The organism is Microbacterium sp. AC035 (assembly GCF_979258485.1).
On the sequence record NZ_OZ409858.1, the window covers coordinates 1,848,137 to 1,874,527 of the forward strand.

Annotated in this window: 15 protein-coding genes; 8 read left to right on the forward strand and 7 right to left on the reverse strand. The window is 67.4% G+C overall.

Annotated features, from left to right (window positions below):
- The first annotated feature begins 60 nt into the window (after positions 1–60).
- The gene (locus ACZ0AA_RS09070; RefSeq protein ID WP_295102461.1) at positions 61–1,227 is read left to right on the forward strand and encodes a glycosyltransferase; all 1,167 of its coding nucleotides are present in this window, start codon (positions 61–63) and stop codon (positions 1,225–1,227) included.
- The gene (locus ACZ0AA_RS09075; protein ID WP_463512703.1) at positions 1,224–2,189 is read left to right on the forward strand and encodes a glycosyltransferase family 4 protein; all 966 of its coding nucleotides are present in this window, start codon (positions 1,224–1,226) and stop codon (positions 2,187–2,189) included. Before ACZ0AA_RS09070 ends, ACZ0AA_RS09075 begins: the two co-directional genes overlap by 4 nt.
- On the opposite strand, the gene ACZ0AA_RS09080 is transcribed toward ACZ0AA_RS09075, so the two are convergent.
- The 5 genes from ACZ0AA_RS09080 to ACZ0AA_RS09100 all read right to left on the reverse strand — a co-directional run bounded on the left by ACZ0AA_RS09080 (position 2,190) and on the right by ACZ0AA_RS09100 (position 8,253).
- The gene (locus ACZ0AA_RS09080; protein ID WP_463512704.1) at positions 2,190–3,296 is read right to left on the reverse strand and encodes a glycosyltransferase family protein; all 1,107 of its coding nucleotides are present in this window, start codon (positions 3,294–3,296) and stop codon (positions 2,190–2,192) included.
- Entirely contained in the window at positions 3,293–4,465 is a 1,173-nt protein-coding gene (locus ACZ0AA_RS09085; RefSeq protein WP_463512705.1) for a hypothetical protein, read from the reverse strand. The genes ACZ0AA_RS09080 and ACZ0AA_RS09085 overlap by 4 nt, the downstream gene beginning before the upstream one ends.
- Entirely contained in the window at positions 4,462–6,138 is a 1,677-nt protein-coding gene (locus ACZ0AA_RS09090) for an ABC transporter ATP-binding protein (RefSeq protein WP_463512706.1), read from the reverse strand. Before ACZ0AA_RS09090 ends, ACZ0AA_RS09085 begins: the two co-directional genes overlap by 4 nt.
- A complete protein-coding gene (locus ACZ0AA_RS09095; protein ID WP_053097495.1) occupies positions 6,131–6,982 on the reverse strand; it encodes an ABC transporter permease in 852 nt (283 codons plus the stop codon). The genes ACZ0AA_RS09090 and ACZ0AA_RS09095 overlap by 8 nt, the downstream gene beginning before the upstream one ends.
- 104 nt (positions 6,983–7,086) lie before the next feature.
- A complete protein-coding gene (locus ACZ0AA_RS09100) occupies positions 7,087–8,253 on the reverse strand; it encodes a nucleotide sugar dehydrogenase (protein ID WP_463512707.1) in 1,167 nt (388 codons plus the stop codon).
- 40 nt (positions 8,254–8,293) lie between these two features.
- On the opposite strand from ACZ0AA_RS09100, the gene ACZ0AA_RS09105 reads away from it, so the two are divergent.
- Entirely contained in the window at positions 8,294–10,627 is a 2,334-nt protein-coding gene (locus tag ACZ0AA_RS09105) for a glycosyltransferase (RefSeq protein WP_463512708.1), read from the forward strand.
- Between the two features lie 16 nt (positions 10,628–10,643).
- Here the strand turns inward: ACZ0AA_RS09105 and ACZ0AA_RS09110 are convergent, their stop codons facing one another.
- The gene (locus ACZ0AA_RS09110) at positions 10,644–11,693 is read right to left on the reverse strand and encodes a hypothetical protein (RefSeq protein WP_463512709.1); all 1,050 of its coding nucleotides are present in this window, start codon (positions 11,691–11,693) and stop codon (positions 10,644–10,646) included.
- A 24-nt stretch (positions 11,694–11,717) separates the two neighbouring features.
- On the opposite strand from ACZ0AA_RS09110, the gene ACZ0AA_RS09115 reads away from it, so the two are divergent.
- From ACZ0AA_RS09115 to ACZ0AA_RS09135, 5 genes are all read left to right on the forward strand, one after another.
- Entirely contained in the window at positions 11,718–12,758 is a 1,041-nt protein-coding gene (locus tag ACZ0AA_RS09115; protein ID WP_463512710.1) for a hypothetical protein, read from the forward strand.
- A gap of 15 nt (positions 12,759–12,773) precedes the next feature.
- Positions 12,774–15,110, forward strand: coding sequence for a glycosyltransferase family 4 protein (locus tag ACZ0AA_RS09120; protein ID WP_463512711.1), 2,337 nt, complete (start codon positions 12,774–12,776; stop codon positions 15,108–15,110).
- 11 nt (positions 15,111–15,121) lie between these two features.
- Positions 15,122–17,500, forward strand: coding sequence for a glycosyltransferase (locus ACZ0AA_RS09125; protein ID WP_463512712.1), 2,379 nt, complete (start codon positions 15,122–15,124; stop codon positions 17,498–17,500).
- A gap of 57 nt (positions 17,501–17,557) precedes the next feature.
- Positions 17,558–20,623, forward strand: coding sequence for a glycosyltransferase (locus ACZ0AA_RS09130; protein WP_463512713.1), 3,066 nt, complete (start codon positions 17,558–17,560; stop codon positions 20,621–20,623).
- Between the two features lie 273 nt (positions 20,624–20,896).
- Entirely contained in the window at positions 20,897–22,015 is a 1,119-nt protein-coding gene (locus tag ACZ0AA_RS09135; protein WP_463512714.1) for a polysaccharide pyruvyl transferase family protein, read from the forward strand.
- 83 nt (positions 22,016–22,098) lie between these two features.
- On the opposite strand, the gene ACZ0AA_RS09140 is transcribed toward ACZ0AA_RS09135, so the two are convergent.
- Positions 22,099–26,199 (reverse strand): glycosyltransferase, encoded by a 4,101-nt coding sequence (locus ACZ0AA_RS09140; RefSeq protein ID WP_463512715.1) that lies wholly within the window; start codon positions 26,197–26,199, stop codon positions 22,099–22,101.
- Positions 26,200–26,391: the final 192 nt, after the last annotated feature.

Sequence of the window (26,391 nt, forward strand, 5' to 3'; positions counted from 1 at the left end):
GCGGCTCGCGCTCCGAGAACTTCCCTAGACTCGACGCATGCGTGCAGAGGCTCCACCGACATGGCGCGCCCGCGTGCCCTCTGGTGCGAGGTCGACGCTGTGAGCGGTGTGCTGGTGCACGAATGGCTCGCTCCGAGAGGCGGCTCCGAGAACGTCTTCGAGGCTCTGAGCGAGGTGTTCCCCGACGCCGCGCGCTATTGCCTGTGGAACGACAGCGAGGGCCGCTTCGTCGTCGACGGCGAGACCTGGCTGGCTCGCACACCGCTGCGCGGACGCAAGGCCGCGGCGGTCGGGCTGATGCCGCTCGCTTGGCGGACTCTCCCCCGCGTCGATGCGGAGTGGATCCTCACGAGCTCGCACCTCTTCGCGCACCACGCGAGATTCGCGGGTGCCGGGCGCAGCGCTCCGAAGCTCGTATACGCACACACCCCGGCACGCTACATCTGGAACCCCGAGCTCGATGTGCGCGGCAACACGTTCGCCGCGAGGGCCGCTGCGACGCTGCTGAAGGGGCTGGATCGCCGGAGGGCCCAGGAGCCCGTCGCGATCGCCGCGAACAGCGTGTTCGTGCAGAAGCGCATCGCCGAGGCATGGCATCGCGAGAGCACGGTGATCCACCCTCCCGTCGATGTGACCGGCTTCCTCCGCGCACCGCAACCGGACGAACGGGATCAGGACGCGCTCGCGCAGTTGCCCGAGACCTTCCTCCTCGGCTTCTCGCGGTTCATCCCCTACAAGCGACTGGATCTCGTGATCGAGGCCGGCATCGCCGCCGACATGCCGGTCGTGCTCGCGGGTGCGGGACCGGATGAGGATCGTCTGCGCTCGTTCGCCGAGGAGCGCGCGCCGGGTCGGGTCTTCTTCGTGAGGTCGCCGGGAGCGGAGCTCTACCGCGCGCTGCTGCAGCGCTGCATCGCGCTCGTCTTCCCTGCGGTCGAGGATTTCGGCATCGTCCCGGTCGAGGCCATGGCTGCAGGTCGACCGGTGATCGCCGCACCCGTGGGCGGCACGACCGAGACCATCGTCGAAGGCACCACCGGCGCCTTCGTCGAGAGCTGGACGCGCGACGAGCTGCGCCGAGCCGTCGAGGTGGCCGCCGGTGTCTCACCCGACGCGTGCCGCGCGCAGGCGATGAAGTTCTCCGAAGCGGTGTTCGCGGATCGCATCAGGGAATGGGTGGCGGAGTCGGTCGACGGCGCACACTCGTCGGAAGCGAGGAGCGCATGACCGTTCTCGTGGACGACCGATACCGCGGCGCACACGGCATCGGCCGATACGCCGCAGAGGTCCTCCCCCGGCTGAGCCTGCCCTGGAAGCCCCTGCACCTCGCTGGCACCCCGTTCTCCGCGGTCGATGCGTTCCGCTCGGTGGGTGCCGCCACCGCTCCCGACGCCCTCGTCTACTCGCCCGGCTATGGCGCGCTCCTGCGCGCTCGAAAGCAGCTGCTCACACTGCACGATCTCATCCAATTGAGCAGCCCGGGGCTCGGACGGTGGAAGTTCGCCGCCTACTACTCCGGTCCGGTCAGGAACGTCGTGCGCAGAGCCGGCGTCGTGCTGACGGTCTCCGAGACATCGGCTCGAGCGCTCCGTTCATGGGTGGACGACGACGACGTCGAGATCGTGAACGCGGGCAACGGATGCTCGGATGCGTTCCACCCGCGCGCAGGCACGTCGGAGCAGTCCGACCCCTACGTCCTGTTCGTCGGCAACGGCCGTGCCCACAAGAACCTCGACGTCGTGCTCGACGCTCTGGCCTCGGCGCGCGACGTTCGCCTGGTCGCCGTCGTGCCCGAGCGCGAGATCGCCGACCTCGACGCCAGGGCGGCGCACCGGCGCGTCGACACCCGAGTGCGCTGGGTGAGTGGCGTCGACGACGAGAAGCTGGCGGACCTGTACCGGGGCGCCGCGGCCACGGTGATGCCCTCGACCCTGGAAGGGTTCGGTCTTCCCGCATTGGAGTCGATTCGCTGCGGAACGCCCGTCGTGTACTGGGCCGGGTGCGAATCGGTCGCGGAGATCGTCGAAGATCGCGGTCACGCGGTGACCTCCCCTGACGATGCGCAGGAGTGGGCGAGCGCGCTGACCGAGGCGGTGGCCACCGAGCGACGGGTCGTTCCGCCCGACGGCTATGACTGGAACCGCACCGCGGCGATCATCTCGGACACGATCACCAGACTGCTCGACTGACTACGCTCTGCGTCGCCGGACCGACCGGAGAAACTCCTCCAGCGAATCGGTCTTGTGCTCCCACGAGGCGGAGGACGCGGCCTGTCCACCGGCACGATTCGGTGACGGGTGCCCCAGGGCGCGCTCCAGCGCGGCCTCCGCGTCGCTGACGTCGGTGTACACCTCGATGCCGAGATCGGGTGAGGCGCGGATGCCGGGCGTCTCACGCGCCACGACGGCGAGACCTGCCGCGAGATACTCGTAGAGCTTCATCGGGCTTCGACCGGCGTTGAGGGGACTGTCGGACAACGGCAGGAGGCCGACGCGCGCCGTGTGCAGCAACGCCGGAACGTCGGCGTAGGGGACGGGGCCGACGACGTCGACGTTCGACGGCACGGGCCGCGGCGGTCGGCCGTCGGGGCCGGCGACGACGAACTCGACCTCTGGCAGCGCTCGGGCCCAGGCCTCGACGCGCTCCCAATCGAAGCGATCGTCGAGCGCCCCGACGTAGACGCACCGCGCCGGACGGGGACGAGCCTCGGCAGCTGACTGTGCGAAGCGCGCGACCTCAGCCCCGTTGCCCAGCACGAGCGAGGGGACGTGCAGCGCTCCGAGCCCTCGCAGGACCTCGTCGGAGGTGGCGACGACACCGTCGACCTCGGCGAGTATGCGCCGCTGCAGCGCGTTCTTCAGCCCACCGGGGTACAGATCGGTGGGTCGATAGATCACGCGTTCCGAGAGCGATCGCACGGAGCGGTCCCAGAGCAGTGGCTGATCGATGAGCACGGCGTCGAATCCTGCGGAGATGCCCTCACGCTGCAGCATCCGAGCCACACTGGGGGCTCCGACCGGCGCCGGCAGGATCGTGCGCGGGACGACCTGGAGGACCCCGTCGTCGTCTCGCCGAGCGCGACGCGGCACGCGTGCCAGCTGCTGTCTGTCCACTCGTCCGGTCAGCCGATGCACGAGGGAGATCGGAGTGCTCAGATGCACGACGTCCGCTCCACGCTGGGAGAGCACACGGGCGTAGTGGTGACTGCCGACCCGGAAGGCGCCGAACGGATGGCTGTGCGAGAGGAACAGGATGCGCGCGGGCGAGGCGCCGGCTCGCCCGGTGGCATCGGTCATGCTCGCGCCCTGCGCACGGCGTCACGGATCTCGTGCTGGATGCCCTCGAGAGTCGCCGCCGCGTGACGCACGCGTTCGGAGACCTCCGATGCGCGCTCCGGCGTCGGCAGAAGCGCAGCGAGCATACGAGTCGGATCGCTCGCAGACGAGTCGACGGAGACGCCGTGCAGTCCGATGGCGGCGAAGGCTTCCGTGATCTTCATCGTGGGGCCGGGAACCAGTTCGAGCGGAACCGCCCCGCTCAGAGCGGCGAGCACGAGCACATGCATGCGGTCGCTGATGACGACCTGCGCCGCGTCGTAGCGTTGCCGGAGGCGCTCCTCCTGAGCCAGCGGATCGGTGTCGCCCCAGGCCTCGAACTCACCACCGAGCAGCTGTGCGAGCTCTCGCGCTCGGCTCTCGTCCTCCCGCACCTGGACGACGGTACGGATGGAGAGGCCGGCGCGCACAGCGGCCTCACGCACCGCAGTGAGCCAGTCTGCATCCGGCAGAGGACGCGCGCCGCGCAGACTCACCAGCAGCTCGGGGCGCTCGCCCCACGGGAGTCCGCGGCGCGAGCCGGCGGAGAATCCGATGTCCGGTGCGAGCCTGCCGCATCGCGCGGTCGCCAGCGTCGCCTCGTCGCGCCACAGCGTCACCTGCGAGAGGCGGGCTGCCAGTCGGTGGATGGCGAGAGCGGGCTGCGACGGCGCTCGGATACCGCGCGGCGGACGGACGACGATCCCTCCCTTGAGACGGACGACGAGGGTCTCGACGAGGAAGACCAGCTCTCGCAGACCGTTGCCTCGGTCGAGCGGGATCTCACCGGCTTCGAACACCAGCACGGGGCGACGAGGGGCGAGAAGCAGCAGCCGGAGCCAGCGCGGCACGGATTTCTTGTTCCGAAGCACGATGGCCTCAGCAGGCAGGCCCAGTTGCCTCAGCCACACATCGGGCGCATCCCCCATGTATGCGACCAGCTCGTCGCTCGTGCCCATCGACCACTCGAGGGTCTCGCGGCGGATCAGCGCGTCACCGATGTTGCCGGCGGGGCCCGTCAGCGACACGAAGGTTCGGGTCGCTCGGGACGCCTTGGACGATCGTGAATCCCGGCGGCGCATGAGGTACATCTCCTCGCTTCCCCGAGGGGAGCTGTTCTCGGATGCGGTGCGGCCGCCCCGCACGCTCACGGGATGGTAGTGCCGGTTCCCGGGTCGAAGACGGGAGGCTCGGTGATCGGCGGCGTCGTGGGCTCGGGCGTCGGCTCCGTGGGCGGCGTGGTCGGCTCAGGCTCGACAGGCACCTCAGGGGCGGGCGGGGCGACCGGCTCGGGTTCGCTCGGCTGCGAGGGCCGCGGGTTGGGCCGGGGCTCCTCGTAGTCGGGTTCTTCGGTCTCGACCGGGAGCACGCGCGTGACCGTTACGGGGGCGCTTACTCTCACGCCATCCTCGTTCTCGGCGGTCACCGTGTAGACGACGGCCTCGGTCGCGCAGGAGAAGGGAACGGCTCGGTCGGTGAGATTCGCCGGCAAGGCTGCAGCGAGCGGGAGCTCGAGCGCATCGACCTGCGTCTCGGCCACTGCGATCGCGACACTCTTCGCGTCATCGATCTGCCAGCTCAGCAGCACCTGTGCGTCTTCGGCCTCCTCGGAGGCACATTCGACGGTTGCCGTATTCGCGGTGAAGCTCTTGATCACGGGGTCCGCCGCAGGAGTGGACTGCTGAGGCGTCGGTCGCGTGGACGGTTCGGCTCCGGCCGGTGCCGCGACGCTGCTGAGCGTGCCGATGATCGCGCCGGCGGCGACCGCCAGCAGCACGGCGACGCCGGAGAGCACCATCAGCAGTGCGCTGCGCTTCCTCGTGCGCCTTTCGGCCCGACGGTGCCTGTCGCGCCGGGCGAGAGCGCGCGGCTCTCCGGCATCGGACGAGATCGCGGCCGCCACGGGCGCGCCGCTCGTCGACCGAGCACCCTGCGGGTCATCAACGTCACTGGCATCGAAACCGACGGCCACGGGGGCGTTCTTCGTCGAGGGCCTGGGCGCGGAGGCCGCACCCACGGCGCTGGACCCCGGGTTCTTCGTCCAGTCGATGTATTCGGCGATGACGTCGTCGGTGGGGCCGTCGGCGATGAGCTCGCCCTTATGCACCCACAGCACCCGCTCGCAGGTCTCCTTCAGCGAGCTCGTGGAGTGGCTGACGATCATCACGAGACCGGCGCTGGCACGCAGCTCGTTGATGCGCTTCTCGCTCTTGGTCCGGAATCGCCGGTCTCCCACCGCGAGGGCCTCGTCGATGAGGAGGATCGAGTGCGCTTTCGCCGATGCGATCGCGAATCGCAACCGTGCCGCCATGCCGGAGGAGTACGTGCGCATGGGGTGGTAGATGAAGTCGTTGAGCTCGGCGAAGTCGGCGATCTCGTCGACGTGCTCGGCAGCTTCCTCAGGTGTGAAGCCCATCGCCAACAGCCCGAGGCGGATGTTGTTCTCACCCGAGAGCTCGGGTACGAGAGCCGCGTTCACACCGAGGAGCACAGGACGCTCTCGGGCGAAGATGCGCCCGTCCGAAGGCGGAATCAGCCCGGTCATCGCCCGGAAGAGCGTCGACTTGCCAGAGCCGTTGTGTCCGACGACGCCGATCGACTCGCCCTCAGAGGCCGTGAAGCTCACGCCTCGCAGCGCGGGGACGGTCTGAAGGTCTCGTCCCCCTCTGAGCGAGCGCAGGCTGAACATCGATTCGCGGGTGGTCATCCGCTTGCCCGATGCGTAGACGCGATAGTTGATGTGCACATCGTCGGCCACGATCATCGCTCGGGGCGCGTGATCGTCGATGGCCGGCTTCTGGCCGGGGAGAAGAAGATCAGTCACTGAGGCCATACTTCGGTTCGGCTTGCCAGAAGTAGATGATGCCGCCGACGAGCACCACCAGTGCCCAGATCGGAGCAGCGACCCATACGAGCAACGGAGCCGTGTACCCATCGAGCAGCACGTCACGTGCGATGGCGATGAACTCGTAGATGGGGTTGAGGTGCACGATGGTCAGCAGCGTCGGATAGTCGGCGAGCGCTCCGTCGACGTCGAAGAAGATGCCGCTGGCGTAGAACAGCACACGGGTCACGATCGGGATCAGCTGCTGCACATCTCTCGTGCGCACAGAGATCCGAGCGACGATGAGAGCCACCCCGAAGTTGAACACGCCCATGACCGCGAGGACCGGGACGATGAGCAACCACGACCAGGAGATCGGCTCGCCCAGGATGAGCAGAAGGATTCCGAGGAGCAGAACGACGGGAATCATCCGCATCGCCTGCTCGACGATCACCGAGAGCGGGAGCAGGACGCGCGGGAAGCCGAAGCTCTGCACGAGCTTGCTGTTGCTGGTGATCGCCTTCGAGCCGTTGCCGAAGCAGCCGGTGAAGAACTCGAAGACGAAGACGCCGACGATGAGGAACTGGACGAAGTTCTCGGGCCGGGCGGCGCCCGAGAGGATGAAGTGGAAGATCACGCCGTACGTGATCGCGAGCGAGAGCGGTTTGAGGACGATCCAGAGCACACCGAGGCGATTCGGCAACAGACCCGAGATCAGGCGGCTGCCTGCCAGCCGCACTGCGAACGCGCGAAGTCGCCATGACTCTGCCAGATAGCCGCCGAGCCGAGGGCGGGTTCCCACCTCGGTCAGACCGGCAACCGCGGGCGCAGCGATCGCTCCCATTCGGATTCCTCTACCTCTCTCCACCCTGACGCGAGACGTCCAAGAGCCAGGGCGGCATATCGGAACATGCTACCCCAGCGACTATCCGTCGTCTGAGCGCCGGTTCAGTCGCGGCCGTAGATGTCGCGCGTGTAGATCTTATGGGCGACGTCGTCGAGCGCATCGGTCGAGCGATTGGCGATGATGACATCGGCCCTGGACTTGAACTCGTCGAGGTCGCGCACGACCTCCGAGTGGAAGAACTCGTCTTCGTCGAGCGACGGCTCGTACACGACCACTTCGACGCCCTTGGCCTTGATGCGCTTCATGATGCCCTGGATCGACGACGCGCGGAAGTTGTCGGACCCCGACTTCATGACGAGGCGGTAGACACCGACGGTCCGCGGCTCTCGCGCGAGGATGTCCGTGGCGACGAAGTCCTTGCGGGTGCTGTTGGCGTCGACGATCGCCGCGATGAGATTCTGCGGGACCTCGGAGTAGTTTGCCAGCAGCTGCTTGGTGTCTTTCGGCAGGCAGTATCCGCCGTAGCCGAACGAGGGGTTGTTGTAGTGCGACCCGATGCGCGGGTCGAGCCCGACACCCTCGATGATCTGCTTCGTGTCGAGCCCGTGCACGACCGCGTAGGTGTCGAGCTCGTTGAAGTACGCGACTCGCAACGCCAGGTAGGTGTTGGCGAAGAGCTTGATCGCCTCGGCCTCGGTCGACCCGGTGAGCAGCACCGGCACGTCGGTGGCGATCGCGCCCTCGAGCAGAAGGGCGGCGAAGCGCTCCCCGACGGGGCCTCGGTCGCCGACGACGATGCGCGAGGGATAGAGGTTGTCGTGCAGCGCGCGCCCCTCTCGCAGGAACTCCGGGGAGAACACGATCTTCGACTGCGGATGCTCCGCCTTCATACGCGCGGTGAACCCGACCGGCACGGTCGACTTGATCACGATCGCGGCGTCGGGATTCACCGCGAGCACGGTGTCGATGACGTTCTCGACCGACGAGGTGTCGAAGTAGTTGGTGACCTCGTCGTAGTTCGTCGGCGTCGCGACGACGACGAACTCGGCATCCCGGTAGGCGGAGTCGGCATCGACCGTCGCCGTGAGGTCGAGCTCGTGCGTGGCGAGGTAGTCCTCGAGCTCGACATCGGCGATGGGCGAGACTCTGCGGCTGAGCATCTCGACCTTCGCAGGGTCGATGTCGACGGCGAACACCTCATGGTGCTGGGCGAGGATGACGGCGTTGGACAGGCCGACATATCCGGTCCCTGCGATGGCGATCTTCATGCCCTCAGGCTATCCCGGCCCACGGATAGACTCGTGCGCGATGACACCGCGCCCTCAGCTCACCATCGTCATGCCGGTCTCGGGTGACGACGCGACTGTCGCGACGGCTCTCGAGAGCGCGCTCGCGCAGAGCCTCGTCGACATCGAGATCGTCTGCGTCGACGACGCGTCGACCGACGGCACCGCCGCCGTGCTCGAGCGATTCCGGCGACGCGACCCGCGCGTGCGGGTCGTGCGCCATGAACGCAATCTCTCGGCGTTCCAGGCGCGCCGCACCGGCGTCCTCGCGGCGAGCGCCGATCGTGTGCTGTTCCTCGACGGCGACGACGAGCTGACGCCGGATGCCGCGGCGATCGCGGTCGCGCAGGCCGAGGCGACGGATGCCGACATCGTCGGTTTCGGCGTCACCGTGGTCGAGCGGGACGGCCGCACCGGCAGTCCCTACGAGGTGCGGCTGCAGCCTCCGCAGCGTCCGTTGACCGGCCACGCCGTGCTGAGCGGGCTCTTCCCGGTCGGCAAGCCGGCTCAGGGCCAGCTCTGGCGATTCCTCTTCCGCACGCGCATTCTGCGCGAGGCCTACTCCCTGGTCCCGGAAGACCTCGCGCTGGCTCGCGTCAACGATCTTCCGCTGCTCTTCCTCGCGGCGGCGCTCGCGACGAGCTACACCGCTGTTCCCGACAAGCTCTACCGCTATCACTTCGGACGCGGCGGCAGCGGGCACCGCGTCGACTCCGTCGAACGGGCGCGGTTCTACACCGGGGCGATCGACTCGGTCGATGCGATCGGACCGGCCGTCGAGACCCTCTCCGCGTCTCATGCCGACCCTGGCCTCGTCCGCGACACCTACGAGTCGGTGCGGCTGTCGATCATCGGATACGTGTGCTTCCAGCTCGTCGAGCACAGCGACGATGCGGTACTCGACAGCGCCCTCGCGCACCTGCACACCGTCGCCGCCGGTCAGGACATCGTGCACGCCGCCGCGCGGTTCTACCCCGGCACGCTCACGGCGCTGAAGTTCCACACGACGTGGCAGGGTCTGCCAGAGCGGCCCGCACGCAGCATCCTGCTCGTCACGTCGACCATACGCACCGGCGGCGTCTCGGCGGTGCTCACCTCGCAGGCGCGCTACCTGCACGAAGCGGGATACCGCGTGACCGTCGTGGCGCGCAACGGCGGGAGCGACGCGAGCGCGCTGCCCACCGGCATCCCGTTCATCGAACTGGCCTCCCGCACGCTGCCAGCCCAGCTCGCGCAGTGGGCCGAGATCTGCCGAGCGCACGAGGTCGACGTCATCATCGACCACCAGGTGCTCTACATGGACACGTGGCCGGAGTTCGCGCTCGTCGCCCGCGCCGAAGGTGCTGCGACCATCGGCTGGCTGCACAACTTCGTCGCACGGCCGGTGTACGACGGGAACGACCGGCTGACACTCATCGAGCGGTGCAGCCCGACGCTCGCCCAGCTCGTGACGCTGTCGCCGCTCGACGTCGCCTACTTCCGGCTGCGCGGCATCGAGCACGTGGCCTACCTGCCCAATCCGCCGTCGCCGCTGATGCTCGAGTCGGCAGAACGCAGGAGCGCGAAGCCCGCTCCGTCCGACCGGCTGAGACTGGTGTGGTGGGGGCGGCTCGAGCAGCGGACCAAGCAGGTGCGCGAACTCGTCGAGGTGGGCGTCCAGCTGCGTGCTCTGGGTGTGCCGTTCGAGCTCACCATCATCGGCCCCGACTGGGACGACGTCACCGCGAAGAAGCTCAACGCGCTCGCACGGCGGCGAGGAGTCGGCGACGCGGTCGCGGCCGTCGGGCCGCTGCGAGGGGCTGCCCTGGTCGCCGCGATCGACTCGGCGGATGCCTTCATCTCGACGAGCATCATCGAGGGGTACCAGCTCACGATCGCCGAGGCACAGGCTCGAGGCCTGCCGGTGTTCATGTACGAGCTGCCCTGGCTCACGCTCGTGCAGGAGAACCGGGGCGTCGTCGCCGTGCCGCAGGGCGATAGGCGCGGGCTCGCCTCCCGACTCGCGGAGACGTTCGAGGATCCGGAGCGCTATGTGCAGCTGTCGCTCGCCTCGTCGGACGCTGCGTCACGGTCGCGTGAGCACGACTTCGCACAGCTGTACCGCGAGGTGGTCACCGGTGCGCTCCCGCCGAGGTTCTCACCGCAGCCGACGCTCGACGATGCCAGGCAACTGCTCGGTCTGCTGGTGTTCTTCGCCCAGCGCGCCGAGGGCCGCACCGTCGCATCCGCAGGTTCATCGGCGTGGGGCACGCGCCTCTGGCAGTCGGCAGCACCGCTCGGGCGCGCGACGCTGCGACGGGTGCCCGGCCTGCAGCCGCTCGCGCACCGCGCGAAGAGATGGCTCGGCGCGCGCTGACCTGTGTTGTCCGGCGTTACGCCACAGCATCCATCGCCGCGTGGATGCGCGCGGTCAGGCCCGCGATATCGACGCGAGCGGCGTCCACCGCGGGTGCGAGCGTCGGAAGGTGAGTCTCGAATCGACGGGCGAAGTCGTCGAACTGGTCGTACCGACCTACGAGGTCGCCGAGCCCCACCGCCGTCAGCAGGCGGGAGATCTTGTTCGGGTCGCTTCCCGAGCCGATCGGATGAGCGCCTTCAGTCGCGCCGATGATGAGGCCGTGTGCCCGGTCGCTGATGACGGCGAGCGACTGCCGGTACACGGCGCGCACGTATTCGTCGAGCACGTCGTGCCGCATGCTCGAGGGCATCACGTACTCGCCGCCGAGAGCGCGCGCGAGGTGAACGGCTCGTGGCGCGTCACGCGCCACCTGCGCCACGGTGACGATTCGGGTCTGCGTCGCAGCTGCGAACGCGCGGACGGATGCGAGCCACTCCTCCCCCGGCCACGCCCGGTCGAAGCGCATCGTCACCGCGATGAGCGGCCGCCGGGCTGCCGGCTCCCACTCGTCGACGGCCGCACCCTCCGAGTACGCCCAATCCGGCGCGAAGTCACCGAAGCCGGCGCCGTCGCGAGACCCCCGGTCCCGCCACGACATCACCGGGGCCTCGCGCATGACCGGGTCGAAGGCGACACCCTGCAGCTTGTCGACGTTCTTGATGCCGAGGCCGGCGAAGATCACCGTCCCGCCCGCGTCGAGAGCGCGCGCACACTCGGCCGCACGTGTCGGAACGGGAAAGTGGCCGGTACGCGGATTGATCTCACCGGCGTTGAACGCCAGCACCGGGCGAGCCGTCGCGGCTTCGGCAGCTGACCACTGCGCTCTCGCGCTGTAGATGGTGAGATCGGGCGCAGGTGCGAACCCCGCCATGAAGTCGCTCGTCGCTTCCCCGAGGTGCAGGTGCACATGCCGCCCCGGGCCTCGCAGTGCGGCGAGATACGCCAGCCGCAGGGCAGAGTCGCCGAGGTTGTCGTCCTGCCCGCTGAGATGGGCGAAGACATGCTGAGTCGGTTTCACAATCACTGCACCCCACTATATGGTGGCTCTGTGTTCTCCGTGCCCGTTCCCAGGACCGGGGCAGCGACTGAACAGGGCGCGACCGAGGCTTCCGTTCCGACGGTGCTCGTCACCTCGCGTCCCCCGCGATATCGGGTCGACTACGTCGACCAGCTCATCGGCGACGACTCGGAGGGGCGGGCGCCGAAGGATGTCGTGCTGGAGTTCCGCACCGACCCGTTTCGCGCGCGTGGGGCGGATGTGATCCATCTCACCGACATCTCGAGCGTCCTCGGAGACCGCAGTGCTCGCGACCGCACGAGGCGTGCGAAGCGCTTCGTCCGGCTTCTGCGGCGCCGACGCATCGCACTCGTGCGCACACTCTGCAGCGAGGAGGCGAACGGCCCCGACTCTCGAGCAGAAGTCATCGTGGACGGCGCCGCGGCTGCGGTGCTCGCTCTGCACCCCACGACTGCGGCGGATGGCCGATCGGCGCAGGTCGTCGCCCACAGCCACATGCGGGACCGGTTCCTCGGCTTTCCTCGGCAGGAGTCCGTGCCAGGGCGCGTGCTGATCACGGCGGTCACCACACTGCATCCGACATGCCGAGCCGCTCTCACAGTGTTCGGCCTCGCAGACCTTCCCGCGTGGACGCTGCGCGTCGCAGGCAAGGTGCCAGTCGAACACGAGGCAGCGTACATGCGAACCCTCGCGGACCACCCCGAGTCGATGTCACTCCGTGACGAACTCCTCTCCGATGCCAGTTGCGTCTCCGAGGTGAGTCAGGCCGAGATCGTGATCGTCGGAGCAGTCGAGGCCTACGAGTCCCAGAGCATCCTCATGCTCGCCCTGTCCCTGGACCGGCCGGTGCTCGTCGAAGACACCGAGCAGACGCGGTCGCTGGCCGAAGAGGTCGGCCCCTCCTGGGTGCGGCGTCACAGCGGCCCGTTGACGGCCGACGAGCTCGAGAAGACGCTCGCTTCGTTCCGAGCGGATCCCCCCACCGGCCGACCCAACCTCGAATCGCGGGCACCCAACCTGATCAGCGCGCAGTATCGCGCCGTGTATCGCGCCGCGGCGGCAGCGCGCTGACCCGCACCCGATCCCATGACGACGCCCTCGACTCCCCTCGTCTCCTTCATCATCGCTGCGGACGCAGACTCAGACGCCGTCGACCGCAGCATCCGCTCCTGTCTCGCGCAGTCACTCACCCGGATCGAGGTCGTGTGCGTCCGCGCTGGCGGTGCCGGCTCCGGCGCGATGACCCACTCCTCCGACGAACGCGTGGTCATCATCACCGAGCCTTCGGATTCCGCTCACGCGCAGCTGCGTCGGGCCGGCATCGAGGCTGCGCACGCACCGTATGTGCTCGTGCTCGAACCTGGAGACGCAGTGCAGCGTGGCACGGCGATGCGCCTTCATCGCCGCGCCGTGGAGTCGCGTGCGCAGCTCGTCGGGTTCCCCCTCCCGGCGACGAAGGGCGCCCGCGACCGTGTGAAGCGCACCGTTGCGGCCGGCCCCCTCCACGGAGTCGACATCCTGCGCAGCCTCGTTCCGCGAGACACAGTGGCGGAACTGGACATCTCACGTCACCTGTTCGAGACGAGGCTGCTCAGACAGGCATACGCCGCGACCACCCCTGATCACCCGCTCGATGAACGCGCGACCGTGCTGCTCGCCTATGCATCGGCCACATCGTACGCAGCGGTCAGCACGGTCGAGTATCTGCACCGGCCGTCCCGTCGCAACGTCGAGACCGAGCCGGAGCACCGCCTCGATCGAGCGCTGCATCGCATCGCGTCGTTCCAGGCCATCGAGGCGATCATCCGGGAGCAGGCCCGTCACAGCTCCGACCCCGAGCCGCTGCTCGACGGCCACACCGCGGGCTACCTCACTGCCATCGGGGAAGCGCTTGACGCCTTCACCACGCTGCCGCCGGAGATGCGCGCCCACGGGTACGAGGCACTGCGTGCCTGCGTCACCGACCTCGACCTCATCTCGGCCGCCGTGACGTTCGCTCCCGACGCCATCCCCGCGCTCGTCGCTCAGGGGGAACGCCTCGAACTCGGGCGCGCTCCGGTGCACAGCGTGCTGTTGACGACCAACGTCCTGACCACGGGCGGAGTCTCCGGTGTGCTGCTCGCGCAGGCGCGGATCCTGATCGGAGCCGGATATCGGGTGACGATCGTCACACACCGCGTGGGAAGCGCCGAGTCGCTCGTGCCCGAGGGCGCGACGCTCGTGCAGCTGACCGGCACCAGCCGACGTCAGCGCGTGATGCAGTGGGCGCAGCTCTGCCGCCGCTTCGACGTCGATGTGGTGGTCGACCACCGCATCCTGTACTCCCGAGATTGGCCGTCGTTCGCACTGGCTGCCCGCACCGCGGGGTCGGCGACCGTCGGGTGGATGCACAACTTCGCCGGGCGACCCACCTACAACGGAAACGACCTGCAGACGCTGTTGCACACCCACCTCCGGGCTCTCGCACATCTGGTGGTGCTCTCGCCGCTGGATGTGGCGTTCTGGAAGCTGCGGGGCATCCGTCATGTCAGCTACCTCCCGAACCCACCGTCGCCGTTCCTCCTCGCCGCCGGCGAAGTTCGCGGCCCGAAGCCGGCGCCGCTCGACCGGCGACTGGAGCTCGTCTGGTGGGGCCGACTCGAGGAGCACACCAAGAAGGTCACGCAGCTCGTCGAGGTCGCCGCGGCATTGCAGCGGCTCGGAGTCGACTTCCGCCTGCGGATCGTCGGTCCTGATTGGGCCGATATGAGTGCCGATCGTCTGCTGGCTCTCGCCGAGGCCCGCGGCGTCGCGGAGCGTGTCGAACCCATCGGCCCCCGGCACGGTGCCGATCTGCTCGAAGTGATCGACTCGTCTGATGTCTTCGTCAACACGAGCATCATCGAGGGATACCCTCTGACGCTGCCTGAGGCGCAGTCGCGCGGTCTTCCGATCGCGATGTACGACCTGCCGTGGCTCTCGCTCATCCAGGGCAACGACGGAGTCATCTCCACCCCCCAGCAGGATCCCGAGGCTCTCGCAGGGGCGATCGCCGACCTCGCCGTGGATCCGGTGCGGTACGAGTCGATGTCCCGCGCCTCTGTGGCAGCTGCTGTCGGGGCGACCTCGCATGATTTCTCCCAGCTCTACCAGCAGCTGCTGCGCGGCGAGCTCGCGCCGGAGCTCTCCCCCGAGCCGACGCTCGAGGACGGACGCAAGGTGCTCGAGCTGCTCGTCTTCTTCGCCGAGCGAAGCACGCCGCCCCCGCGTCCCGCACCGGCCCGGTCCACGACGAGGGCACCCGCGCTCCCCGCTTCATCGCGGCCGGCTGTCGGAATCCGCATCGAACGCGCACTGACCCCGATCGGCCGTCGCGTCATCGATGCGGCCCCCTGGCTGCGACCGGCGGCGACAAAGGCCACACGCATACTGCGGCGCCGATAACGAGAGATCACATGACCGCGACTCCCCTCGTCTCCATCGTCGTCCCCGTCTTCAACGACGCGGACGTGATCGCCGGCGCACTCGACAGTTGCGTTCGACAGACTCTTGCAGCCATCGAGATCATCGTCGTCGATGACGCGTCGACAGATGACACCGCCGCGATCGTCGAACGCTACATCGCGAGAGACCCTCGTGTTCGGCTGATCCGTCACGAGAAGAACGCGTCGGCGTACCACGCACGTCGCACCGGGATCCTCGCGGCGAAGGCGGACCACCTGCTGTTCCTCGACGGCGACGACGAACTCGCCGGCACCGCAGCCGAGGCAGCGGTCGAGAAGGCGACGGCGACCGGCGCGGACCTCGTGCAGTTCGGCGTCGAGGTCGTGCAGCTCGACGGGCGCACCGGCGGGCGGTTTGAGTCGCGCCTGCAGCCGAAGCACTCGTCGCTCGCCGGAAGCGATGTGCTCCGCAACCTGTTCCCACTCGATCGTCCCGCCCAGGGGCAGCTGTGGCGGTACCTGTTCCGTACCCGCCTGCTCGTCGATGCCTACGCGCTCATGCCCGCAGATCTCGTGCTGCCGAGGGTCAACGACCTGCCGATCACCTTCCTCGCCGCAGCGCTGGCCACGCGCCTCGAGTCGATCCCGGACCGTCTGTACCGCTATCACTTCGGGCGCGGTGGGAGCGGTCAGAAGGTGCGCGATCTCCGCACAGCATCGTTCTACGCGGGCGCCATCCGATCCATCGATTCGATAGAGCCGGCGGTTCGACAGATCGCCAGCACCAGCACGGACTCCGATCTCGTCCTCACGAGCTACGCGTCCGTCCGACGCGCCATCATCGGCTACACCACGCGCTATCTCGCGGAGCACACGCGCTCGGATCTGCGGAGTGCGATGTTCGCCGACCTGTACACGCGGGCCTCCGCCAGCGACATCGTGCAGTCCACCGCGCTGCACTGGCCCCAGGCGATGGACACGCTCGCCGCGCACGGTGACGCGATCGACCTCGCAGCTCGGCCGGTGCGCAGCATCATGCTCGCAACGAACCATCTGCGCACCGGCGGGATCTCGGGCGTCGTGATCTCTCAGGCGCGAGTGCTGCAGGAGTCCGGGTTCCGGGTCACGGTCGTCGCGCGTGAGCCGGGGAGCGACCTCTCCAACCTTCCGGCAGGGGTGGGGTTCGCCGAGGTGTCGACTGACACTCTCGGCGGCGCGCTCGCGCAATGGGCCGAGGTATGCGCGCTCCACGAAGTGGATCTCGTGATCGATCACCAGTGGCAGTACTCGACGTCATGGCAGGCCTTCGCCCTCGCGGCGCGCGCAGAGGGCGTCGGCACCATCGGCTGGTCGCACAACTTCGCCGGTCGATCGCTGCTGCTCGGTCTCGCACGGCTCGAATCCGCCCCGCGCTACTTTCCCTTGCTCTCGCATCTCGTCGTGCTCTCGCCGCTCGACGTCGCATTCTGGAAGCTGCGGGGGATGCCGCGCGTGTCCTACCTGCCCAATCCGCCGTCCTCGAACCTGCTCGCCGCGGGCATCGTCGCCGCGCCTAGGCGCACACCTGCGGGCCGTCGGGCCGAACTCGTCTGGTGGGGGCGACTGCAGGAACGCACCAAACGGGTGAGCGAACTGATCGACATGGCCGAGCATCTCGATCGCATGGGTGTCGACTTCCGCCTTCGGATCATCGGTCCCGACTGGCGAGACATGACTGCCGCGCAGCTGAACAGAACGGCCAAGGAACGAGGACTGGGCAACCGAGTCACGGCCGTAGGACCGCTTCGTGGCGACGCGCTCCTCGCGGCGATCGACTCCGCCGATCTCTTTGTGAACACCAGCATCATCGAGGGCTACCCGCTCACCATCCCCGAGGCACAGTCGCGAGGTCTCCCTGTCGCGATGTACGACCTGCCGTGGTTGGCCGTGACCCGCGAGAACGGCGGCGTCGCGACGACGAGGTGGGGGGATGCCGAGGCGCTTGCCCGACGTGTCGCCGAGATCGTGGCTGATCCGACCCGCTACGCACGCATGTCGGACGCATCGCTGGTCGCGGCCGAGCGCGAACTGTCCCACGACTTTGCGTCCTGGTATCGCGGACTCGTCTCCGGCACGCTGCCGTCCGAGCTGTCGCCCGAACCGACTCTCGCCGATGTCCGGCAGATCGTGGACCTGTCCATCATGTTCGCCGAGCAGCATGCGGCAACGCGCTCTCCTTCGCGCAGCACGAATGTGCGCAGTGGCGGCGAGGACTCCACGACGAGCAGCCGGCGCACGCTCGCACGACGCCTCTCGCGCAAGATGATCCCGGCGGCGCGGGCTGTGCTCGCGCGCGCGCCGTGGCTGAGACCGGCCGCCGAGCGTGTGCGGCGTGCGATCACCTCCGCCTGAGCGCGGTCGACATCGAATAGCATCAGACAAAACGCCATATATCAGGGGGAATCGCGAGTGTCGGTAGCAGGATTGAAGAAGACGGCGCGGGCTCAGTACATCGAGGCACGCCGTGTGTACGCCACGGGCGCCTTGCTCAGGAGCGGGATATTCGACCATTCCTACTACTCCGAGATCGTCCAGCTGAAGGGGCAGACACCCCGACAGGCGATGCAGCACTATCTCGCTCACGGCATCGGATCGGGGCTTTCTCCGCACCCGCTGATCGAGATCGAGTTCTTCCCCTCGAGCGTCCGCAATGCGACCCGCGCGCGAGACGGCGTGGCGACGTTGCTCAGCTACCTGCGCAGCCCCCACGCGCGGACACACGCCTGGGGACCGTTGTTCGATCCTCGCCTCACAGACGAAGATCCCCTGGACCTGCTCTCCCGTCTCCGCCCCGACCAGGTTCTCCCTGTCCCCGAGGGGTTCGCGGGCGCCGTCCCGACCTTCGGCGAGGCGCGCAGGGCGGCCATCGAGTTCGCAGAGACCCACCGGGACCAGATGGCCGCCGCGCTGCCGCCTCGTCGCAAGACATGGGATCACAAAGAGACTCAGCAGTGGATCACGGGCGTCACTTCGGCGAACGCTCCCTCGCGCGCGCTCGTCTCCGTGATCATGCCGGTTCTGAATCGAGCCGATCTCGTGGGGGTGGCGATCGAATCCGTGCTCGCGCAGACCCATGACCAGTTCGAATTGATCGTCGTCGATGACGGGTCGACCGACACCACGCGTGACGTCGTCGCAGAGTACGTGCGCACCGACCCTCGGGTGCGCCTTCTCGCAGGTCCCCACGCGGGCGTCGGCGCCAGCCGCAACACCGGGCTGGAGCAGGCGCGGGGCGAGTTCATCGCGTTCCTCGACAGTGACAACAGTTGGACCCGCAGATTCCTCGAGCTGTCGTTGGCTGCCCTCGACGCGGCTCCCGACGTCGTCGCGTCCCATGCGGGACTGCGATTGCACGGCGACGACGATGTGGCCTATCGCGGCGGCGATGCACAGCTCATCGACCTTCAGCTCGCAAATTCCATCGACTTGAACGTGCTGGTGGTTCGGGCGCAGGCCCTGCAGGAGACCGGCGTCTTCGACGTCACGCTGCGCCGCTGGGTGGATTACGACCTCGTCCTTCGACTGGCGAAGCTGGGACGACTCGAATACCTCCCGTTCGTCGGCTGCGAATACGACAACAAGAGTGCCGACGGGCGCATCACTCAGAATGAGTCACAGCACTGGCAGTGGGTCGTCACTGAGCGCAACCTCATCGACTGGGAGGCCACGCGCCGGTCCGTCGAGGACCGCGTCGCAGATCGCACGAGCCTCGTGACTGTCGTCGCTGGAACGACAGGGCACGCCGCTCGCTCCATCGACCGTCTCCTGCACTCCTTCGATGACGATCTCGAGGTCGTCATCATCGACAACGGCTCACGTGCTGCGGTCGGTCGGCACCTGACGCTCCGCTATATGAGCGAACCGCGAGTCCGGTACGTCCGCCTCCCGGCGAACAACAACTTCGCCCTCGCGGCCAACTACGGATTCTCCCTCACCACGGGCGCTCAGGTCGCGTTCCTCGACCCTGATGCGGATGCCCGAGACGGTTGGCTCGAGGCCCTGTCAACGAGGCGGCGGGAGCGCGGGGCAGCGGGTGTTCAAGCCCTCCTGTTGAACAGGGACTACACAGTGCAGCACGCCGGCTATGCCTTCTACGACCAGCTGCCCCTGCCGAGCGGGCTGCTCGCGAATCTCACTATCGACGACGCCGCAGTCGTACGGACTGATGACCTGACCGCCATCAGCGCCAGCGCCAGTCTTTTCGACGCCGCGACCTTCGCCGAGCTCTCAGGGTTCGACCCGATGTATGCGAACGGCCTCGAAGATGTGGACTTCTGCCGTCGCGCGAAGCGCGAGATGCCCACGGCTCGATTCGAATGCGAACCGCAGGCGATCGTCGTTCATCAGCCGGGCACCAGTGCCTATCGCGAACGCCGACATGTGCAGAATCGCCGCACCTATCTCGAGCGTTGGCACGGACAGAGCGCACCCGACGACCGAGACCGCTACGGCGCTCTGGGTATGACGGTCGCCGGCTTCGCGCCCACCTTCAGCCCCGGGCAGCCGTCGGCCAATCCAGTGCTGCTGAGAGAGTCGCGTCGTCTGGAGACCGCATCCGCGACCTCACCCACGCAGTTGCGCTGGGCCATCAAGACCGGCGTTCCGTGCACGCGGGGCGGCGATCACTGGGGTGACATCCCGTTCGCGTCCGATCTCGCACGCGCTCTCAGGTCTCAGGGGCAGCAGGTGGTCACGGATCGGCATGAGGCCTGGACCCGGTCGACCTCGTACCTCGACGACGTCGTGCTGACACTGCGAGGACGCCATGCGATCCCTCCGCAGCCCGGGGCTGTCAACATCCTCTGGGTGATCAGCCGACCGGAGCTGGTGACTGTCGACGAGGTTCGCGGATACGACCTCGTGTACGCCGCCTCGGAGAAGTGGGCCGCTTGGATGTCGGCACGCTCCGGTCGAACCATCGAGCCGCTTCTGCAGGCGACGTCGCCTGAACGCTTCCGGCCCGACCTGGACCCGGTCAGTGAGCCCGATGATCTGATCTTCGTCGGAGGAAGTCACGGGCACGAATTCGGACGCGCCATCGTGGGAATGGCCGTGCAGGCCGAAGCTCCGGTCGGCCTCTGGGGCCCCGGCTGGCACAAGTTCGCGCCCGAGCGCTATGTGCGCGACGGCTACCTTGACGCCGATCGTCTGCCGCACGCCTACAGGTCGGCGAACATCGTTCTCAACGACCACTTCGCCGACATGGCGGAGTGGGGCTTCATCAACAACCGCACGTTCGATGCCCTGGCCTGCGGAACACCGCTCATCAGCGACGCGATCGACGGCCTGGAGATCTTCGAAGGCGCCGTGGTCATCGCGGACTCGGTGGAGCGTATGCGCGAGCTCGTCACCGATCGTAGCTGGATGCCGTCGGCCGAGCAGATGGCCGAGATCGCCTCGAGAATCCGCGCGGATCACTCCTTCGATTCGCGGGCCCGTACGCTTCTCGACGCGGCGCTGTCGCGGCGTAGCTGACGGGAGAGCACGTGCCACGCCTCCACAGCCCCGGTATCAAATGGGATCGATCATCGGATGCCGGCGCGCCTCCCGACACCCCGGCGAGGCGAGTCCACGACTACTCGCCTTCTCTCTCGATTCGCTTGTATAGTTCGTGACAGCGTCGCCGGTCAGAAGACCACCCGAAGGTTCCGCGCCCGTCGAGAACCCGCCCGCTTCGACGAGCGGCTCCGGCGCCTCGGCCTGCTCTGACCTGAATACCCGCATCGTGCACGAAGACTGGGAGACCTAGTGCGAATTGCTCACTTCGGCACATTCGACGTCGCCAACTACGGCGATCTCCTGTTCCCCCGTCTTCTGGAATGGCGACTCGCAGACATCTCAGATGAGATCGTTCATATATCGCCGGTAGGCGGGATACGGATCTATCGGGATGTTCCCGTCAGCCGTTCTCTGGCCGACGTGCAGCGAGCAGGAACCGAATTCGACGCCGTCGTTGTCGGTGGCGGGAACATCATCCATGACAACGGGACCAACCTCGCCACCTACAAGAGTGTGAAAAGCGTGGCGTACCCGCGATTGTGGCTCGGTGCCACGCAACTCGCAACGAGACAGCGGATCCCTCTGGTGGTGAACGCCCCGGGAGTTCCCAAGGTGCCGGGCAGGACGGCCGCACCTCTGATGCGTCGCTTCGCCTCCCGAGCCGATTACCTCTCCGTCCGCGACACCTACAGCCAAGAGGTACTGCGGTCTATCGGCGTCCCGGGAGCCACCGTGGTCCCCGATTCCGCACTGGAACTCAGCGACATGTTCACCACGAGCGCGCCTGCGAACCTGGACGTGCCGACCCGGCTGACGGAGACGTTGGACTCCCGGTTCGCAGCAGTGCACATCAATGCCCGCTACAAGGGCGGCGACGTCGCGTCGCTCGCCCGACGTCTCGATGAGCTTTCCGCGACGCTCCAAGCGACGATCGTCCTCATCGCCATCGGTCCTTGTCACGGCGACGACGATTTCGCCGAGACGGTGGCTGCACAGATGCACTCTGACCCGGTCGTGTTCGGAGCGCCGAAGGCCGTAGAGGACATCGCCCACGTGATCTCTCGCTCGTGCGCGTACATCGGCTCATCCATGCACGGGTTCATCACTGCCGCGTCGTTCGGAGTCCCCGGACTCATCGTCGCCAGCCACGCCGCCCAGCACAAGTTCCGCGGGCTGCTTGCGCACCTCGACGCCGAGGAACGCCTGGTCTCGAGCTGGGACGAAGCCCTGAAGGTCCTCAGCGCCGGCGGCCGGCAGACCGCACTGACCCCCGTCGATATCGAGCCGGCCCTCCGGAGAATCGACGATCACTGGGCTGAGCTTCGAGGGGCGCTGCAGGGCGCTGCCCGGACGGTCGCTGCCCACTAGCAGCGCGTCGGCCAGGAGGCGGACACGCTCGCCGTCGGCCCCGCGCAGCGGGGCCGACGGAATCACACCGCGATCATTGCGTCCTAGTGCGGGGTTCTCGCGGTATCCACCGCTGATCTCAGGAACCGATCGAACCGGGGCTGCTGACCCGCGAGCATGCCGTTCTCGACCAGCCAGGCGCGGCCCTCGATACGCGATCCTTCCGCCTCGATCTCGGTGGTCGTGCGACGGAGCGCATCGACCCAGGTGTCGACCGAGTTCGCGACGGCTGTCACCCCGGGGATCGAGGTCTCCCGGTACGGGCCCACGGCGCTGGCGACAGTACGCATCCCCAGGGCGAGATGTTCGAGGAGCTGGAGGTCAGACCGGGACGCGTCGAGCTCCGTGCCCGCCAGCGGTGCGATCGCGAAGTCGACTCGTTCGGCGCACTCATGCAGCCATTCGACGGACTGCGGGAACTGCCGAACGCTCTCCGGCGCCTCGAAGCCCTGCAGCCAGGGCCGGCCGTCTCGCAGCTCTTCCAGCTCATCTTCAGCGGTGATCCCGATCAACACGAGTTCGAAGTCGGGGCGGGTGGCCGCGAACGCATCGAGCGCCGGGAGCACCACGTCGAGATCCGCGCGGTGCGTCCGGTCTCCGAGGTACAGCGCGCGGACCTTCCCGTCTCGTACCCGCGGACTGACCGGCACGCTCCACAGCCGATCACTCAGCGCGGCAGGGAAGACGTCAACCGGAACATCCAGATCCGCCAATCGGTCACGGCGCGCCTCGGTCGACACAGAGAAGGCCGTCGCGCCGCGCAGCAGCGTCGTCGATGCAGGTGCATCCGCGACATCCTTCAGGCGCGCGTCGCTTTCGGAGTCGGCCGGCATCAGATCGCCGTCCTCCTCGATCACGAGCGCCGCACCGGCCGCGCTGAGTGCCGCGATCAGGTCAGTGACGGCTGCGGCGGGTACCGCGTCGCGCTGCACGATCAGTCCATCGATCAAGCCCTGCCGCACGGATGCGATCGCGCCGTCCGGTGTGACCCGCACGAAGTCCACATCGCGGGCCACAGAGTTCCGCGTGCGTTCCCACAGTCGGATATAGGTCGACGCGGGGGCTCGCGTGAGGTCGCGGGAAGAACGGGAAAGGACGCCGACTCGGAGCGTGTCAGACGAATCGCCTTCCGATCCGGCGAGGATCCGGCGGTAGACGTCGAGGTACCGCAGTGCCATCTGCTTCGTCGTCCACGCGATGCCCCAACCGTTCTGCCAATCGTGGACACCGCGCAGAGCCGCCACGCGTGCCTCACGATCGTAGAGCGCCTCCGTCATCTGCGTGAGCAGGGAGGGGGCGTCCAGGCCGTCGAGAACCCAGCCGGCATTGAAGCGTCTCACGCGCTGCGCGACGTTGGGGAAGTCGAGAACGAAGACGGGGATGCCGACGCTCCACATCTCCGTGACGGTATGACAGTAGGTTTCGTCCCAGATCGAGAGCACCGCTCCCGCGTGGGGCGCGATCTTCTCGACGAGTTTGCCGAAGTTCTCACGCTTGTAGGCGCCGTGGTAGACGACGCGTGACCCCTTGGATTCGAACTTCTCTTTTATCGGTCCGAGAATGTGCCACTCGATCTGCCCCTGGGCATCGGCGTCCGCCATCGATCGCAGTATCTCCGCGCCCTTCGCCGCGTTGATCCCCCCTGGCACCAGAATTCTGATGGGCTCGCCATATACCGGCCGAGCGGCGACGAAGCGGAGGACTTCGAAGTCCCGACCGTGTTCGATGACACTGAACCGCTCGGGATCCATCTCGGGAAAGTGGTAGAGGATCAGGTCGCGGGCGCTGTCCGACGTGGTGACGAATGCGTCGCACATCCGGATCGCCCGCCAGAAACGGTCCTGCCACCATTGCAGCCATTCGCCTGTCGGTGTCGGGTATTGCTGCACCGGCCAGCCGGAGTCGCGGTACACCGAACCTGACCCGACGTACTCGTCACCCAGGTAGGTGCCCCGATCGTCGATCAACTTCAGGTTGGGAGACAAGGCGTAGTAGTCGTGGAAGGAGACGACGACCTTCATCCCGAGCTGGCTCGCGATGCCCGGCAGCGACAGCGAGTGCCACAGCAGATGCCTGATGTGGACGATGTCGAAATCGCACTGTCTGAGCCACGACCCGACCACGCTGTCGTACTCGGGCGAGATGTGACCGATCGGCTCGAGCTCGTGATGCAGTTCGTGTCGGTACACTTCGTGAAGCTCGCCGTCGACGACCCGGCTCAGAGTCATCTCCCGCGAATCGCAGCGCAACACCCAAGGCTCCACGGCGTCGTCGAGCGCGTTCATGAGGTCCGCATTCGTCTGGGGCGTCCCACCCGTCGTCGTCGAGATGACGTAGAGAACACGAGGAAGCGCGACAGCGCTCCTGGACGCCACGGTCAGCGCGACGTGCGCACGATTTCGCGCGATCGCGATCTCCGGGCTCTCTCGGAAAACGCGGATCGCGTGCTTGTATTCGGGGTATCGAGCGTCTACGACGGCCCGGCCTGCGGCGAGCAGTTCGGTCTTGGTATCGCCGAAGCTCTTCGATCGATCGTGGAAGACATAGGTGCTGTCATCGATGACGTGGATCCAACCGGCGCGGCCCGCGCGCATGCAGAAGTCGTTCTCTTCGCCATAACCACGCGGAAAAGCCTCTGAATCGAGCGGCCCGATCTCCTCGATGCAGAGTCGGCTGATCCACATGCAGAAGCCGTTGCCGGTGGGGACCCTCGGATACACCCGCACCGATTCCCGGCGGAACGCACGCGCATACTCGATCTCGTCGACGCCGGCAGGCAGCGGATTATCGTTCCCGATTCGCGGGGCCGAGAACGCGCCGGCCCGGTCGGACATGGCGGTCACTGTCGCGGTCCGAGGCGAGTTGGCGGCGGCCGCGAGCATGCCGTCGAGCCATCCGGGCGTCACCCGGGCGTCCGAGTTCAGGAGCACGACGTCGTCGTCCCCTGCTTCGACGATCCCTCGGTTCACGGTCCTCGTGAACCCCATGTTCGTCTCGTTTGCGAGGATCCTGAGCCTCGTCTCGCCGCGGTGGCGAGCAAGCACTTCCCTCACCCGTGCATCGGGTGAGCAGTCGTCGATCAGCAGGATGCGTGCGGATTCAGGGGTGTGAGCCAGGAGACGCTCTATGCATATCGCCACATCGTCCGGCGCGTTGTAGATCGGGACGATGATGGTCACGCCACGGCGCGAGGGCTCTTCGAAGCGGACGCTTCCCCCCTGCGACTGGCGCGGGCGTGCGCTGAAGCGATACTCGCTGCTCGTCGTCTGGTCGGGGAACCGCAGCGAGAGTGCGTGCTCAGCACCGTCGGAGATCCATCGGTGCAGCGGATTGATGAATCTCACTCCGCCCTGGCCGTTGGCGAGGCCAGCTTTGCGCAAGTCATTTCGCGGCAGCGAGTTCTTGACCGTCAGATATGGATGGCCGTCGAGAAGCACTTCGACATCGAAGACGTCGTCCGGCCAGTTCTCATTGATGGCCCATCCGCGCACGTCAGCGGCGTCGGTGACTTCGAGGCGGCCACGGTACGAGTCTTTGAGGGCGGCAGTGCTCACCTCTCTCTCGAGCATGATCGACCCGTCTGCGGGATCACGGAGCGACACCACGACGGAATCCGCCGAGGGGCGGAACTTGCCGGTGGGAACACTGAATCCCCACGATCCTGTTCCCGCTCCCGTGGCGAGTTCCGGAACTGCGAGGTCGCACCTGTGACCTGCGACGACGCGATGTTCGTCGAGATAGATGTCAGCGACGACAGGGTCGTTCTTGCCGTTCAGCTTCACCCAACCGTTCAGCGCCCGGTTCTTGGGCTCGCGGATGGCACCGCGCCAGGGCGTGCCGCTGAAAGGCGCTGCGAACTCTCGCTCTGCGATCAGTTCGCCCGATCCGTTCGCCAAGACTGCGACCTTCACACGCTCCCCGAACGTCGCGGAGGCGGGGAGTTCCCATACGTAACCGTGCCTGCCGTGAGCGTCACCGGCGGAGACGAGATCCTTCCGGAACCTGTCGGCGGGGACGTTCGTCGCGACGAGCACGCCGTCGAGCTCGATATCGATGTGAAGAGTCGAGTCATCGTCGTCGCGACGAGCCCACCCGAACACACCCCGTCCATTGAACCCGTCGATCACTCCGACCAGTGCTGTCATGTTGGCAGCCCCACCCCTCCTAGTACGGCGCGCAGAAAGAACCTGTCTTTGCGGATCACGAGCCGATGCCAGGATATCGCAACGCCCCGCGCGGCCTCGGTCCACGCACGCCCCGTCGCCACGCCGTCTCATCTGGCAGCTCAGACCGAGAAGTTCAGCGCGAACGCGCGCATGTACGCTACTGAAGGCAGA